Source organism: Agrobacterium vitis (assembly GCF_014926405.1).
GTDB lineage: Bacteria > Pseudomonadota > Alphaproteobacteria > Rhizobiales > Rhizobiaceae > Allorhizobium > Allorhizobium vitis_H.
The window spans coordinates 817,971-833,654 of record NZ_JACXXJ020000003.1; the positions used below are offsets into that span (position 1 = coordinate 817,971).

General features: G+C 56.8%; 13 protein-coding genes. 9 read left to right on the forward strand and 4 right to left on the reverse strand.

The features are described from left to right. Positions 1-213: 213 nt before the first annotated feature. The 3 genes from IEI95_RS05085 to treY form a co-directional block, all read right to left on the reverse strand. Complete coding sequence (locus IEI95_RS05085) at positions 214-1,137, reverse strand: SHOCT domain-containing protein (protein ID WP_156537291.1); 924 nt, start codon at positions 1,135-1,137, stop codon at positions 214-216. A 176-nt stretch (positions 1,138-1,313) separates the two neighbouring features. Beyond that, the gene (locus IEI95_RS05090) at positions 1,314-1,745 is read right to left on the reverse strand and encodes an OsmC family protein (RefSeq protein WP_156532645.1); all 432 of its coding nucleotides are present in this window, start codon (positions 1,743-1,745) and stop codon (positions 1,314-1,316) included. Between the two features lie 112 nt (positions 1,746-1,857). Beyond that, on the reverse strand, positions 1,858-4,389 hold the full coding sequence (gene treY / locus IEI95_RS05095) for a malto-oligosyltrehalose synthase (protein ID WP_156537292.1): 2,532 nt from the start codon (positions 4,387-4,389) through the stop codon (positions 1,858-1,860). A gap of 201 nt (positions 4,390-4,590) precedes the next feature. Here treY and treZ point away from each other — a divergent pair, with 201 nt between their 5' ends. The 8 genes from treZ (at position 4,591) to aroQ (ending at position 12,935) form a co-directional block, all read left to right on the forward strand. After that, positions 4,591-6,354, forward strand: coding sequence for a malto-oligosyltrehalose trehalohydrolase (gene treZ, locus IEI95_RS05100; RefSeq protein WP_156532643.1), 1,764 nt, complete (start codon positions 4,591-4,593; stop codon positions 6,352-6,354). A 603-nt stretch (positions 6,355-6,957) separates the two neighbouring features. Continuing rightward, the gene (locus tag IEI95_RS05105) at positions 6,958-7,848 is read left to right on the forward strand and encodes a SphA family protein (protein WP_156532642.1); all 891 of its coding nucleotides are present in this window, start codon (positions 6,958-6,960) and stop codon (positions 7,846-7,848) included. Between the two features lie 628 nt (positions 7,849-8,476). Further along, on the forward strand, positions 8,477-9,145 hold the full coding sequence (locus IEI95_RS05110; RefSeq protein WP_156532641.1) for an amino acid ABC transporter permease: 669 nt from the start codon (positions 8,477-8,479) through the stop codon (positions 9,143-9,145). Positions 9,146-9,155: 10 nt separating this feature from the next. Then, the gene (locus tag IEI95_RS05115) at positions 9,156-9,806 is read left to right on the forward strand and encodes an amino acid ABC transporter permease (protein ID WP_156532640.1); all 651 of its coding nucleotides are present in this window, start codon (positions 9,156-9,158) and stop codon (positions 9,804-9,806) included. Positions 9,807-9,936: 130 nt separating this feature from the next. Then, positions 9,937-10,782 (forward strand): transporter substrate-binding domain-containing protein, encoded by an 846-nt coding sequence (locus tag IEI95_RS05120; protein ID WP_420360061.1) that lies wholly within the window; start codon positions 9,937-9,939, stop codon positions 10,780-10,782. 13 nt (positions 10,783-10,795) lie between these two features. Further along, complete coding sequence (locus IEI95_RS05125) at positions 10,796-11,554, forward strand: amino acid ABC transporter ATP-binding protein (protein ID WP_060717323.1); 759 nt, start codon at positions 10,796-10,798, stop codon at positions 11,552-11,554. 71 nt (positions 11,555-11,625) lie between these two features. Then, positions 11,626-12,495 carry a shikimate dehydrogenase gene (locus IEI95_RS05130; RefSeq protein ID WP_156532639.1) on the forward strand — a complete coding sequence of 290 codons (870 nt, stop codon included), beginning with the start codon at positions 11,626-11,628 and terminating at the stop codon, positions 12,493-12,495. Next, positions 12,492-12,935 (forward strand): type II 3-dehydroquinate dehydratase, encoded by a 444-nt coding sequence (gene aroQ / locus IEI95_RS05135; RefSeq protein WP_156532638.1) that lies wholly within the window; start codon positions 12,492-12,494, stop codon positions 12,933-12,935. The genes IEI95_RS05130 and aroQ overlap by 4 nt, the downstream gene beginning before the upstream one ends. On the opposite strand, the gene IEI95_RS05140 is transcribed toward aroQ, so the two are convergent. Then, positions 12,907-13,632: a TetR/AcrR family transcriptional regulator gene (locus IEI95_RS05140; protein WP_420360239.1), complete on the reverse strand. Its 726-nt coding sequence runs from the start codon at positions 13,630-13,632 to the stop codon at positions 12,907-12,909. The two genes, aroQ and IEI95_RS05140, sit on opposite strands and share 29 nt — an antisense overlap. A gap of 149 nt (positions 13,633-13,781) precedes the next feature. Between IEI95_RS05140 and IEI95_RS05145 the strand changes: the two genes are divergently transcribed. Beyond that, complete coding sequence (locus tag IEI95_RS05145; protein ID WP_071206009.1) at positions 13,782-15,680, forward strand: bifunctional sugar phosphate isomerase/epimerase/4-hydroxyphenylpyruvate dioxygenase family protein; 1,899 nt, start codon at positions 13,782-13,784, stop codon at positions 15,678-15,680. Positions 15,681-15,684 lie beyond the last annotated feature (4 nt).

The following is a 15,684-nucleotide window of genomic DNA, read 5'->3' on the forward strand; positions in this document are numbered from 1 at the left end:
TGTATTTGCATCCAGGACAATACGACCTGTCCTTGTGGAGAAAAGCAGGAACTAAGCGCCTATTTTTGCAGCGCTTTTTCAACAACACAACATCTCAGGAGCCTATTGTGAACGGATGCTCCTGCCATTCAGGCGTCATTATGCGGTCGCCCGTTTGGCCACCCCATCACCCCAAACACGACATGTCACGCACCGAATAGGATTCGTCTGCGATCAGAGACGCGACAGAAGATCGGCCTTTTTGTCTTGATATTCCTTGTCGGTCAGGATGCCGCGGCCATGCAGGGCGGCGAGTTTCTCGATCTTGGCAAAGATCTCATCGTCACTGGCTGCCGGGGGAGCGGCTAGAGGCACGGGAGAAGTCCCTGCCGAAAATGCCTGGATTTCCGACGCCAAAGGCTCACGCGCTGGCTCGGGATCGTCAAAAACAGTGGCGACGGGTGGCATGACTGGCGCGAGGGGCGCAGTCGCGGCCTCGCCGACCACATTCGTAACGGACGCAGTCGCACCGGGAGACACGACTTCAAGCTCTGATATCCGCACCAAACCGTATTGGGAGGTGAAGCTCAGCGTCTGGTCGCCGCCCTGTTGCTGGGAAAATCCGCCGATCTGGTGGTCTCTGGTATCGTAGACTGTCGTGCGCCCGCCAATATCGATCGCCAGTCTGCGGCTTGATGGAAAAAACGCATAACGCAAATTGTTCTGAGCACCGGTCGAGGCCGGAAAGCCGAGATCGGCTGGCCACCAATTTGCGGCTGAAAGACTGCCGGGGACGAAGAGACTGACACCACTCGAAAAACTACCGAACCCGCCATTTCCCTGCGACTGTGATTGCGACGATGATGCATAGCCGGATGCAGGGCGGTGCAGATCGCTGGTTTGCAGCAGCGTGGCGATATCCGAGCAAAGATTATCAACCCGGGCCTTCAGCCCATTGTTGAACATGTCGCCAACCATGGTCATGCCACCTTGCGACCATTGCCCCATGCCACCGAGATCCGGGTGGTTGAACTGGGCCTGATAGCCGTTGCCAGCCATCAGCGCCATCAGCAAATGTTCGACCGCCCCGAAGCTGACCCCATGGCGGGTGGCAATGTCGCTCAGACGCGCTTGGCCCTCGTCACTCAGTGTCGGCATAACGGCGTCCCTCGCGGTTGGCAGCGATCCGTGATTGTCAAGCTGCTGAGTTTGCCTAGCACGTGCCAGCCGGTGATCACAGGGGTGTTGAAAAGGGATATCATCTTTTTAAAAAAGCGCAAAAGCCCGGCCTGGCATTCAAGCCAGACCGGACCCATACCACCCCCGGTAACCTGTTATCCCAGGGTAACGCTGAGGCTGATCGGCACGGCAGCCAGAGCCTTGGAAACCGGGCATCCAGCCTTGGCCTGATTGGCAATTTCCGTAAACCGGGCTTCATCGGCACCGGGGACTTTACCCTTCAGGACAAGCTCGATGGCCGTGATGGCAAAACCGGCCTCCTGCTTTTCCAGGGTCACATTGGCCTTGGTTTCTAGGCTTTCGGCGGTTAGTCCAGCCTCGCCCAGCATCATCGACAAGGCCATGGTGAAGCAGGCCGCGTGGGCAGCTCCGATCAGTTCTTCCGGGTTGCTGCCGGTGACGCCTTCAAAGCGGGTGTTGAAGCCGTAAGGATAGGCATCCAAGGCGCCGCTCTGCGTCGAAACCTTGCCTTTGCCGTCTTTCAAACCACCTGACCACTGGGCCGAACCGTATTTTTCGATCTTCATGGCAATCTCCTTTTATGCATAGTGGCCCAAATCTGGGACCCTGCCTCTCCGTTCATAAGCGGGTCATGGGCTGGGATGTTGGGTTAACACCCCGGCACACGATCGGTTCCGCTTACCCCTGAATGTTGAGTGCAGTGAGTGAAGACGTCACCAGCAGGGCGATATCGTCACCTTCGAGCAATTTCGAAACCAGCATCTGGTCACGATTGAACGACCGGCCTGACAGAATATCGTGCAACGGCCCCTGTACGCCCTCAGGGCAAACAATCATGGTATCCGCCCAGAACGCTGCGGCAACCCGTACCGTCTCAGGATCGATCCGGCCAAACACCAATCTTGGCGCGATGGTCAACGCGATATCATTGCCCCGTACCCGAGCGAAAGCGATGACGTTATCCCGGGCATGACCAGTGACCTCCAACGGCACGTAATCACCATCATTGAACAGGCTGGCATGGCGGCTGCGAAGGGCAAGCACCTCTCGGATCAGCCTTTGCTTGCGCTGAATGAAAGAGACGGGGCGCTCATTTACGAGCGCACGCATCTCGGCTGCCAGCGCCTGATAATCGATGATGCGACGATTGTCCGGATCGACCAGACTGTCGTCTTTGCCCTCGGTTCCCTGGTAAATATCCGGCACACCCGGCGCGGTGAGCTTGATCAGCGTCTGGGAAAGGCTATTGACCTCGCCCGCCGCCATGAAGGGCTGAAGCGTATCGCTGAAATCCGTCAGGAAGCTTTGGTTTTTTGGCGACACCAGTTGTTCGGCATAGGTCCGAACCGCCTGTTCGAAAGCCTCGTTTGGCTCGGCCCAGTCCGTTCGCACCTTGGCCTCCCGAAGCGCTTTTTCAGTATAGGCCAGAAAACGGTCGGCCAGCGCGGCAGGATCGGTAGCTTCGGTCGGCTCAAGCCAGATCCCCGCCAAAGCCTGGTACAGCATCCACTCCACATTCGGATCGGGCGCGGGACCATCTGGTAGAGAGGTGAGATTGCCGCGATGCATCTGGCGCCAGCGGCTCACACCGTCGATCCAGGCATCCGCCCCTTCCGACAGGGTGTAGAGACGGGCGCGCGCATCCTCGCCACGCTTGGTATCATGGGTCGAGCTTGCAGTGAGACCATGCGGCTGGGTCTGCAAGCGCTCGATCATCGCTGCGTGGAAGGCGCGGACACCACCCGGCGGATGGGCTGGTTCACCACCAACCTCGTTTGCGGCAACCAGGCGGTTGTAGCGGTAGAAGAGCGTATCTTCCAAGGCCTTAGCCATGACAGGACCGCTCAACTGCTGGAAACGGGTGCGGAACTCATCTGCCGCCTCCGCCTCGAACCCGCCGAGCAACAGGCGCTCAATAACGCCAAGCGCACCCTCGTCCACGCCCCAGAGCCGAGCCTGCGCAACGACCTGTTCCAGGACGATTTTGTCCTGCGTATCGAGACCGCCGCGATAGCCATAGGTCCGGTAAACAGGAAAAGCGATCAGCAATTCCTGTATCGCCTTGCGCAACTCGTCCTCGCCGTGGCTGGTGCCAATCGATTGCGACAGCGCCACCAATCGGGTGACTTCGCCCTTGAAATTGCGTTGAACCATCCGGGTCTTGGCGTCCCGCAGGCCTTTGACATAGTCCGCAGCGCCGGCGTCGGTGTCGTTATAGGCCTGCTGAAGGCGCTCCAGCCCCTCGCCATCGATGTAGAGGTGCGACAGAGCAGTAATGAATTCGTACCCAGTCGTGCCGGACACCGGCCAGCTCGGCGCAATCACCTCGCCTGCCCCCAGAATTTTCTCGACGGTGATATAAGTCTGCGGTCCCGCCGCCTCGCGCAGGCGGTCGAGATATCCCGCCGGGTCAGCCAGCCCGTCGACGTGATCGATCCGCAATCCCTGAACCTGCCCCGAGCGCACCAGATCGAGGATCAGCCGGTGGCTGTCTTCAAACACCTGCGGTTTTTCCACGCAGACACCCACCAGGCCGGTGACTTCGAAAAAGCGGCGATAGCTCAGGCTTTCGGCAGCCTGTTTCCAATGTTGAAGCTGCCAATGCTGGGCATCAAGTAAAGCCCTGATTTTTTCAGGCGACGCGAGCACCTCGGCCAAGGTCGCCCGGTCGCTGTTTTCAGAGACAAGCGCCTGCGCAATGCTTTCATCGCTCAAGGGAATATGCGTCTCGAAATAGGCAAGGCTAAACCGGTCAGCGTTGTCATCCCGTATGACAGTCAACTCACCATCGCCAAGGGCCTCCTCAAGGGTCTTGCCAAGCACCGGCAAGGTCAGCTTCCGGCTCCAGTCAATATCGAAATGCCCGGCATAGGCGCTGCGGCTGCCATTGCGCAGCACATCGTACCACCAGGCATTTTCGACTGAGGCCGCCATATGGTTGGGAACGATATCGAGGATCAGGCCAATATCCGCCTTTGCAAGCGCCGCGCACATCCGCTCGAAACCGGCTTTCCCACCGATGGCCGGGTCAATCTCGTTGGCGTCCACTACATCATAACCGTGGGTGGAGCCACGGGTGGCCGTGAAGATCGGCGATGCATAGAGATGGCTGATGCTCATCGATTTCAAATGCGCAATAAGGTCGATCGCATGATCGAATGTTATGCCGTTTCGAAATTGCAGGCGGTAGGTCGCTGTTGGGATGGTCATGCTGCCCTCTTGATAGTGTCTGCCAGTAACACGGCTGGCCGCCATCGGTTCCACGCAGTCCCGGGCAATAATTGCATGAGAATGCCGATACAGGCGGGCATCAAATACCGGGAAAGACGGAACACCGGAGCGCTTTGAAAGTTAACGCCTCGGTTTGCCCGATCAGCCCCCGATCACCCATAAAAATGCGCAGGAGACACGATGCAGGATATGACATTTGGCCCGGTTCTTACCGACAATGGCACGATTTTCAGCTTCTGGGCGCCGCTCCAGGAAAAGGTCCTGTTGAAGATCGAGGGACAAGAGCCCCGTGCCATGACAGCCGGTGAAAATGGCTGGCACAGCATCGAAGTGCCGGAGGTCGGGGCCGGATGCCGTTATAATTTCATCCTGGAAGATGGTCTTGCTGTTCCAGATCCTGCCTCACGCTTCCAGCCTGACGATGTGCATGGGCCAAGCGAAGTCATAGACCCAGCCTATGCCTGGCAGCAGACCCAATGGCAAGGGCTGCCCTGGGAAGAGATCGTCATCTACGAACTGCACGTGGGAAGCTTCACGCCCGCCGGTACGTTTTCAGCCATCATCGAGCGGCTGGACCATTTGAAAAACCTTGGCGTCACCGCCCTACAACTCATGCCGATCAATGATTTTCCGGGCCGGTGGAACTGGGGTTATGACGGCGTATTGCCCTACGCACCCGATAGTAGCTACGGCCGACCGGAAGAACTGAAGCGGCTGGTGGACGAAGCCCATGCACGCGGCATCTGCATCTTTCTCGATGTGGTCTATAATCACTTTGGCCCGGACGGAAATTATCTTCCCGCCTATGCGCCGATCTTTACCGACAAGCACATCACGCCCTGGGGGCCGGGTGTCAATTACGATGGCGACCAGTCGGAAGCCGTGCGTGAATTCGTCGTGCGCAATGCCATGTACTGGGTGGACGAGTTTCGGGTTGACGGACTGCGCTTCGACGCCGTTCATGCCATAGAAGACGAGCGCAAGCCCCATATCCTTCATGATATCGCCATGCGGACACGCGCTTGCGCACCCGGACGGGCCGTGCATCTGATCGTCGAGAATGAAGACAACAATGCCGACCTGCTCGAACGTAATGAAAATGGTGCGCCCATCCATTTCACCGCGCAGTGGAATGACGACATTCACCATGTCCTGCACATCACGGCCACCGGTGAAAATTTTGGCTATTATCAGGATTACGCAGACGACATGTCTAAGCTCGGTCGGGCGCTGGCAGAGGGCTTTGTCTACCAAGGCGAGCACATGCCCTATAGCGGGAAGGAAAGGGGCATGCCGAGCACCCACCTGCCACCGACCGCATTCATTTCCTTTATCCAGAACCATGACCAGATCGGCAATCGCGCCATGGGCGACAGGATGGCCGCATCGCAACCATCAGAGGCGTTGAAGGCACTGGCGGCGGTTTATCTGCTGGCCCCGCAGATCCCCATGCTGTTCATGGGAGAGGAATGGGGCGCAAAGACCCCCTTTCCGTTTTTCTGCGATTTCAATGAAGAGCTGAATGAAGCGGTAAGGCAGGGACGACGCAAGGAACTGTCGAGGCTGCCCGGCTTCGATGCCGAGGATGCATCCGACCCAACAGCACAGACAACGTTCAACAGCGCCAAACTATCATGGGAGTCAGACCAGCAAGACGGTGAAATTCTGCAATTTTACCGCGAATTACTGGCACTGCGTAAAGAGAAAATCGTTCCTCTGCTGCAAGATGCCCACGGGCATGCGGGCAACTATAGCAACCTGGGGTCAGTGACAATTGTGCGCTGGACGCTCGGTTCACACAATCTGACCCTCACCGCCAATCTGACTGCCGAGACTGTGGGGAACCCAATATATACCAGCGGCGAATGCCTGTTCACGTTCGGCACACAGCCAGGAAACAATCTCGGTCCCTGGGCCGTTGTCTGGCGCATTGAGCCTTGTTGAGGCAAAGCGTTTGTATCCCAATCAGCATAACCGGGCACAAACTTGCCCCACGCCCCTTTCCAGACGCCCCTACATGAGCGGCTGGCGAGGATCTCGCACTCCTGTATCGATGAGACAATGTGCACAAGCGTGATCGAACCATAAAATTATGTAGACGCCCATTAAAATTACCCGGAAATTCATTTTTTGATAATTTCAAGCATATTACGCAACAAAAATAATCAACATATCATCAAATCAGAAATTATCTCGCATTCCGAAGCATCTCTTCATCTCAAAATATTCATCAAATCAATACATTCTATTCCCAATTGGAATTTTACATTCGTCAAACCCTTCTCTACCAGAAACAGGAGGAGAATAGGGAGAAAATCATTGCTAGTCAGACGTTACGATTGAAAAGCAATGATTAAAAATTTCTGGGACGTATATCCAATCAATAACGGTATCAATACTGCACATCAACGATGCGCGGTATTTAAACATATCTTTATTTCGGATTGAAAAATCGAAATGAATTAAAAATAAATTCAAATATCATCGCATTGTGCGATTAATCCCCTGTGATGATATTTTTATTTTTCTCAAGAGGAGGAGAGGAGAATGAAAAAAACACGGACGTTACTGGGGGCAGCACTTTTCCTCACGGGCTGTTTTACAGCGGCAAACGCCGCAGAAAACAGCAATACGCAATATGCACCGGGCGCATCACAATTTTACGCGGGCGCCATTCCTCCATTTGAGGGATTTTATTTTCTTTCGCAGACAAGTTACTTTAGCGCCAACAGAGTCAATGACGGCAAAGGTCGTGAAATACCCATAGACTTCAAGGTGAAAGCCACCGTTGAAACTCTCCGCTTCATGTATGTATCAGATATCCGTATCGGCGACGCCCAACTCTGGGGACAGCTCGTCCTTCCCCTTATTCACCTCGATATTTCCAACACATTTGCAAGAGACTCTGGCTTTAACCTGGGAGACGCAACCGCAACTGTTGGGTTATCATGGCACCCAGATCAGAATCAGACATTCATCACCGGGATAGACATCGGCATACCGACCGGCGCTTACGATGAGAACGCCCTTGCCAATGCGGGCCTTAATCACTGGTCCGTGCAGCCAACGGTTGCCTATCATTATTCCGACCCACAAGGACTTGAATTCGCAACCGCCGCGAGGGTCATCTTCAACTCCGAAAACACAGCAACCGACTACAAAACCGGGAATGAGTTCGTCCTTGATTACGCAGTCGGCTGGAATTTCGGCAAGATAAGAGTCGGAGCAACAGGATATTACATCAAGCAGTTCACCGATGACAAAGGACCCGGCGTCGCCTCCGACGGCCATCGCGGCGAAGGTCTGGCGATTGGTCCATCATTGACCTACAACTTCAATCCGGGCCTGGGCATAAGCGCGTCATGGCAACATGACGTGGTGGCTAAAAACCGAACCGAAGGCAACACTCTCTGGGTGAATCTCGCGACGAAATTCTAGAGTTATCCGATGACAGCTTGATTTTCTAGACGAACGTTCCAAGGCAGGCGATCCGTCAGATATTCAAACGCCGGCCCCGTAAATTTCTCCGTATACGAAAGCCCGAAGATGCCAACACATCTTCGGGCTTTCGTATAATATCAAGGCTCGAAAATGCTCACGCATTCTTGCCTTGAAGGCGTTGCAAAAGGAATACGAAAAGTCATCTTCAATGGCTCTTCGTATAAGATGAGCATCTATATTATTTGGCGCGTCCGAGGCATGGGATCTGTCGCCTCTCCTCCCATTTCCCCATTCTATCTGCACTCGCTGCATCGAACTGGCAGAACCGGGTCGGCCCGAGTTCAATTCAGTTTGAATAAAGCGAGGAGGCAGACATCAAATGTTGCAATCGCCTTACCTCGGCTAGAGCACCTGAAATTCAGGCAATCCACATCAATTGATCTTACGCAAATCATATTGCCTAAGTATGAACTAACTGGTACAAACATATTAACGTCGGAGGTTGGGCGCGAGGAGAGAGCGCCACGACCCGCGGAAAATAAAGGGAACGTGCGAGCCTTATCGGCTTGCATGGGGAGCTTTAAAGCCTTGTCAGCCAGGGCTTAGACAATGCCTGGGAGGGAAAATGGGTTACACTCTCGACTTTTCGGTTGTGATCGAGCGATTGCCGGAATTGATCCTGGCATGCCTGGCAACCATTGGTCTTGCCATCGCAGGCATGTCCATTGCCACCGTCATTGGCATTTTCGGGGTTGTTGCGCGCCGGTCACCCTCCCGCATCTTGAGAAGCGCCACAATCGGCTTTGTTGAGTTGATCCGCAATACGCCCTTCCTTGTCCAGATCTTCTTCATTTTCTTCGCTCTTCCGCAAATCGGTCTTCGGCTCAACCCGACCGTCACGGCAATCGTTGCACTCGGCCTGAACGGCGGGGCCTATGCCATTGAGATCATTCGCGGTGGAGTGGATTCCATCGGCAAGGGGCAGGTGGAGGCGGGTCTTGCGCTCGGCCTGCACCGGGCGCAAATCCTGCGCCACATCATTCTCAAGCCAGCTTTGCGGGCCGTCTACCCGTCGCTCACCAGCCAGTTCATCATGCTGACGCTGACAACGTCGGTCTGTACGTCAATTGCGGCTTACGAATTAACGTCCGTTGCCCAGAAAATCGAGGCGGATACGTTCCGGTCCTTCGAAGTCTATTTCTCGATCACCCTGCTTTACCTGGTGATTTCCTCGCTGATGATGGGGGCTTTTGCGCTCATTTCCCGCATTTTCTTCAGTTACCCGGTAAAGTGAGGCAAAGACGATGGCTTCTATCGGACCCAATGAACTGTTTTTCCTGCTGCAAGGCTTGAAATGGACGCTGGCATTGACCGTCATCGGCTTTGTCGGCGGGGGCTTCTTTGGCCTTTGCGTCGCTTTGGCGCGGGTGGCCGACAGTGCACCTCTGCGCAAGGCGACCGCAGGCTATATCGCCGTCTTCCAAGGCACGCCGCTGCTGATGCAACTGTTCGTCGTCTATTACGGCGTTGCGTTGCTCGGTCTGGACGTGGATGCCTGGATCGCCGTCGCCATTGCCTTCACCCTGCATGCCAGCGCCTTCCTGGGCGACATCTGGCGCGGCGGAATTCAGGCTGTTCCCAAAGGACAGACGGAAGCCGCCAAAGCGCTCGGCCTGCATTACGGATCGATCATGAAGGACGTGGTGCTGCCGCAGGCGTTCAAAGTCTCCCTGCCTGCGACCATCGGGTTTCTAGTGCAATTGATCAAAGGAACCTCACTCGCGGCCATTGTCGGCTTCGTGGAACTGTCGCGGGCGGGGCAGATCGTCTCCAACCAGACATTCCGACCGCTGACGGTCTTTGCCATCGTCGGCATCATCTATTTCCTGATTTGCTGGCCGCTTTCACTCTGGGGCGCCAGAAAAGAGAAACGGCTGCAAGCCGCCGCCCGGTAAAGTTTGCCAGACGACGTGTAGAACCCGGCTTTCCTCAATACAAAACGAAAACAAGGAAAGCACAACAAAAGACGACATCAGGTTTGGTGCCAAGCACCACTCTCATCAGCTTTGTAAGGAGGAGCAAATGATGAAATCCAAGACAATGAAAATGACAATCAAGCGCCGCGCGGCGCTCGCCCTCATCGCGGCGGCGGCGACCATGCCGCTCGTCGCTCCCGCCACGGCCTTCGCCGGTACGCTGGAACAGGCCAAGACCAAGGGCAAGGTCGTGATCGGCATCCAGGGTGACAATTCGCCGTGGGGCTTTGTCAATTCCAGCGGCGTGCAGGACGGTCTGGATGCCGATATCGGCAAGGCCTATGCGGACTATCTCGGCGTCAAAGCCGAATTCGTGCCGCTGGCTGTGGCCAACCGTATTCCAGCGCTGATGACCGGCAAGGTCGACATCCTGTTTGCAACAATGGGTATGACTGCCGACCGCGCCAAGACCATCCAGTTCTCCAAGCCCTATGCTGGCAACGTCTTGTCGGTCTACGGACCGAAGGACAAGAAGATTGGCAGCTATGACGATCTCACCGGCGTGTCCGTCGGCGTGCCGAAATCCAGCGCCATGGATACCGCCATCACCGCTGGCGCAGGCACCAAGGCCAGCATCCTGCGTTTCGATGACGACGCGGCAAATATCCAGGCTCTGATTTCAGGTCAGGTCGAGGCCGTTGGCGGCAACCAGTTCTATGGCGACCGCCTGAACGCTGCTGCCGCAGGCAAGTATGAAACGAAGTTCGACCTTGTCACGCTCTATAACGGCGCCGGGATGCGTCCGGGCGAGAAGGACTGGAACGAAAGCATCAACAGCTTCATCGACAAGATCAAGGCCGATGGCCAACTGGCAAAGATCTACGCCAAATGGATGAAGCGCGACGTTCCGGCCTTCCCGGATTCGCTTCCGGACATCCCGTTCACCGCGAAGTAATGGAGAGGCTTCCATGCAACAATCCACCGCACAGGTTCCACTGATCGCACTTGAAGGCGTTGGAAAGTGGTATGGAGCCTACCACGCGCTGAAAGACATCAACCTGACAGTCCGCAAAGGCGAAAAAATCGTCCTTTGCGGGCCATCCGGTTCCGGAAAATCGACATTGATCCGCTGCATAAATCATCTGGAGGACATCCAGGAAGGCAAGATCACCGTCGAAGGCACCACGCTCACCAGCGCGAGCCGCACCATCGACGCCGTGCGCCGCGAGGTTGGCATGGTGTTCCAGAGCTTCAACCTGTTTCCGCACATGACCATCCTGGAAAACTGCACCCTTGCGCCGATGCGGGTGAAGGGGCTTCCGAAGCCACAGGCCGAAGAGGTCGCCCGCAAATATCTGGATCGTGTTCACATTCTGGACCAGGCGGACAAATATCCCGCCCAGCTTTCTGGCGGTCAGCAGCAACGCGTCGCTATTGCGCGCGCGCTTTGCATGGAACCGAAGGCGATGCTGTTCGATGAGCCAACCTCGGCTCTTGACCCCGAAATGGTCAAGGAAGTGCTGGATACGATGATCGGTCTTGCCCGCGACGGCATGACGATGATCTGCGTCACCCATGAAATGGGCTTTGCCCGCCAGGTTGCAGATCGTGTCGTGTTCATGGCCTCCGCGCAGATCATCGAGGAAGGACCACCGGAGGAATTCTTCCGCAATCCTCAGCATCAGCGCACCCGCGCCTTCCTGGGCGAAATTCTCGCCCATCACTGAGCGGAATTGCCGCCGCGACAACGCAACAGGCAGGTAAGAGCCTTCACCACGCCGACCAAGTGGACGCATTCATGACAGAGAAACCCATTCTTCACGTCGGGCTGATCGGTACCGATATCCAGCTCTCCAAATCTCCCGCTTTGCATATGCACGAAGGGGCGGCGCACGGGCTGGATTATCGCTACGAATTGCTCGATATCCATGTGCGCAATCTGCCGGAAAGCGCGCTGCCTGACCTGCTGGACGAGTGCCAGACACGCGGATTTGCCGGCACCAATATCACTCACCCGTTCAAGCAGGCAGTCATCCCCTTTCTTGATGATCTCTCCGAAGATGCCCGGATGCTGGGTGCCGTGAATACCGTCGTCTTTAGGGATGGCAAGCGGATCGGCCATAATACTGACTGGTCAGGCTTCTACGAAAGCTTCCGGCGCGGCCTGCCGGATGTACGATTGAAGCGGGCATTGCTGATCGGCGCAGGCGGTGCGGGGGTGGCCGTTGCCCATGCCGCGCTGAAATTGGGAATCGAACAGTTGGACATTTTCGACCAGGACCGGACAAGAGCCGAAGGGCTGGCAGCGGCACTCAATGACAGATTCAACGCGGGACGCGCCAATGCTGTCACCGATCCAAGCCAGTCCTTAGCCGAGGCCGATGGCCTTATTCATGCCACCCCGGTCGGCATGCCGGCTCATCCGGGACTGCCGGTCGCCGCGGATCTGATCGAGCCGCGCCATTGGGTTGCCGACATCGTCTATATGCCGCTCGTCACCGAACTGATCGCAACAGCGCGCGACAAGGGCTGCCAAACACTGCCCGGCGGCGGGATGGCCGTGTTTCAGGCAGTCGGCGCTTTCCGTCTGTTCTGCGGCTACGAGCCAGATGCCGAGCGCATGAGCGCCCATTTCACTGAACTTTGTGTTTCGGAGGCAGCCGCATGAGCCTGTTTTTCATCCTAAACGGTCCAAACCTCAACCTTCTCGGCCAACGTCAGCCTGAGATTTACGGTCGTGAAACCCTTGTCGATGTCGAGGACAATTGCCGCGCGATTGCCGAAACGGCAGGACATTCGATCTTTTTCGCGCAAAGCAACCGGGAATATGAGATCATCGACTGGGTCCACGAGGCGCGCGGCAAGGCAGCTGGAATCGTCATCAATCCCGGCGCCTTCACTCATACATCGGTGGCCATCCTCGATGCCCTCAACACCTTTGAGGCGCCGGTCATCGAAGTGCATATTTCCAACATCCACAAGCGGGAGGTGTTCCGGCATCACTCCTACGTTTCAACGCGGGCGGAGGGCGTCATCGCGGGACTGGGCATCGAGGGCTATGAAATGGCATTGCGCCATCTTATCGGCCGCGTTGCTCGATCGGGCTGATATGCTCGGCACGCAGCACATAGCGCAGGACCATGTCGGCGACGTGGCGCGACAGGGTCTCCTGGCCGTCTGCCGTAAACAGCGCATTACCGAAAATCACCGAAAAACTGGCGGCGTTCGACACATTGAAAAACGACAGCGCGCTGATCTGCCAGTGCAATTCAAGCGGGTCGATGCCCTGCCGGAACAGTCCCTGCTCCTGCCCGCGAAGCAAAACGCCGTGCAGCGCCTCGATTGCTGGCTGGTTGAGACCCCTGATCGTCTCGGACAATTGCATATGGCGGCCGTGATGAATATTCTCGATGATCACCATGCGGATGAAGGCAGGGTTGCGGCGGTGATGGTCGAAGGTGAAGCGACAGAGCTTGTCGAGGGCGGCGATAGGGTCAAGCCCTTCCAGCTCCAGGTCCATTTCTCCGCCGCGCACCTTGCCATAGGCTTCCTCCAGCACGCGCTGGTAAAGTCCTTCCTTGTCTCCGAAATAATAATAGATCATCCGCTTGGACGTGCGGGTTCTCGCGGCAATCTCGTCAATGCGCGCGCCAGACAGGCCGTTTTGCGAAAACTCTTCCATCGCCACCGACAGAATGTCGCGGCGCACGCCTTCGGGGTCCCGTTTGGCCGGGTCCCGTTTGCCAGACTCCCCTTTGGCCGGGCGAGCCTCTTTACCGTCTCGCGTGGTTGCGTCCCGTTTCATCATCCATCCGCCGCCAGGCCGCAGCGCCAGGCTCTACTTCTTAACCAAGCAGTACATAAAGCCGGAAAGGAAGCAATATGGCAAGCCCAGACAAAAGCGACCGGACGAGCACCCATGCCAGCACCCATTCAAGCCCCGGGACAGTAACCATGCGGACATCGATTGCAACCGTATCGATCAGTGGGGAATTTCCGGAAAAGCTGGCGGCCATTGCCAAGGCTGGCTTCAGCGGTGTCGAAATTTTCGAGAACGACTTCCTGACCTATGACGCCTCCCCCCGGGATGTAGCGAAAATGGTCGCCGACCATGGTCTCGACATCACCCTGTTCCAACCCTTCCGCGATTTCGAGGGCATGCCGGAACTGCACCGCGCCCGCGCTTTTGAGCGGGCCGAGCGCAAATTCGAGATCATGGATGAGCTTGGCACAGACCTGATGCTGATCTGCTCAAATGTCTCTCCAATCTCGCTGGGCGGCATCGACCGGGCCGCCGCCGATTTCCAGGAACTGGGCGAACGCGCCGCAAAGCATGGCGTTCGCGTCGGCTACGAGGCGCTCGCCTGGGGCCGTCATGTCAACGACCACAGGGATGCCTGGGAAGTCGTCCGCCGGGCAAACCATGCCAATGTCGGCCTGATCCTTGACAGTTTTCACACCCTGTCGCGCAAGATCGATCCAAACTCGATCCGTTCCATTCCCGGCGACAAGATCTTCATCGTCCAGCTCGCCGATGCGCCGCTGTTTGACATGGATCTGCTCTACTGGAGCCGCCATTTCCGCAACATGCCCTGCGAAGGCGATCTGCCGGTGGTCGATTTCATGCGCGCCGTCGCAGCCACAGGCTATACCGGGCCGCTATCCCTGGAGATTTTCAACGACCAGTTCCGAGGAGGATCACCCCGGGCCATTGCCGAGGACGGCCACCGCTCGCTGGTCTACCTCATGGACCAAGTCCAACGCCTCGAACCCGATATCCGGCTCAGCGCCCCGGCCATGCCAGCGCCTGTCGAAACCCAGGGTGTCGAATTCGTGGAATTTGCGACGTCGGTCGAGGAAAAACAGGATCTGGCGGCATTCTTAGCGACGCTCGGCTTCTCGAAAACTGCCACCCATCGCAACAGGGATCTTGACCTCTACACCCAGGGCGACATCCGCATTCTCATCAACACCGATACGACGAACAACAGTTTTGCCGGCGCGTCCTACGCAATCCACGGCACAAGTGCCTACGCCTTCGGCATGAAGGTGGGGCACGCCGAGGACGCCTTGAAGCGCGCCACGGCGCTGGGGGCAACGAGCTTCTCCGAGCCCCGAAAACCGGGCGAAGTACCCGTGCCCGCCATTCAAGGCGTGAGCAATGGCGTCATTTATTTCCTTGATGACACGCCTGCCCTGTCCGGCATCTGGAAACAGGAATTCAAAGACGTCGACGCTGACAAGGCTCCGGCCAACACCGGCCTGACCCGTATCGACCATCTCGCCCAGACAACCCGCTATGACGAGATGCTGACATGCCTGCTGTTTTACGGCTCGATCTTCGCCACGCGGCGCACCCCCATGGTCGATGTGGTCGATCCAGGCGGCCTGGTGCGCAGCCAGGCCATCGAAAGCAAGCCAGATCCTCGTTTCAGGGTGACGTTGAACGGCGCCGATAACCGGAAAACCGTCGCCGGAAAGTTTCTCGAAGAAGGCTTCGGCACCAGCATCCAGCATATCGCCCTGGCGACCGACGATATCTTCGCGACGGCACAGGCGCTATCGGCCTGCGGTTTCCAGGCGTTGACTATCTCACGCAACTATTATGACGATTTGGAGGCCCGCTTCGGTCTGGAACCGGATTTTGCCGATGCCCTTCGCTCGGCCAGCATCCTTTACGACCGCGACGACAATGGCGAGTATTTCCAGATCTATAGCCGTACCTTCGGTGAGGGCTTTTTCTTCGAAATCGTCGAGAGGCGCGGCGCCTATGGTGGTTATGGTGCGATGAACGCCCCGTTCCGTATAGCCGCACAAAGACGGCAACTGCGCCCGGATGGCGTTCCCAGATAACAAT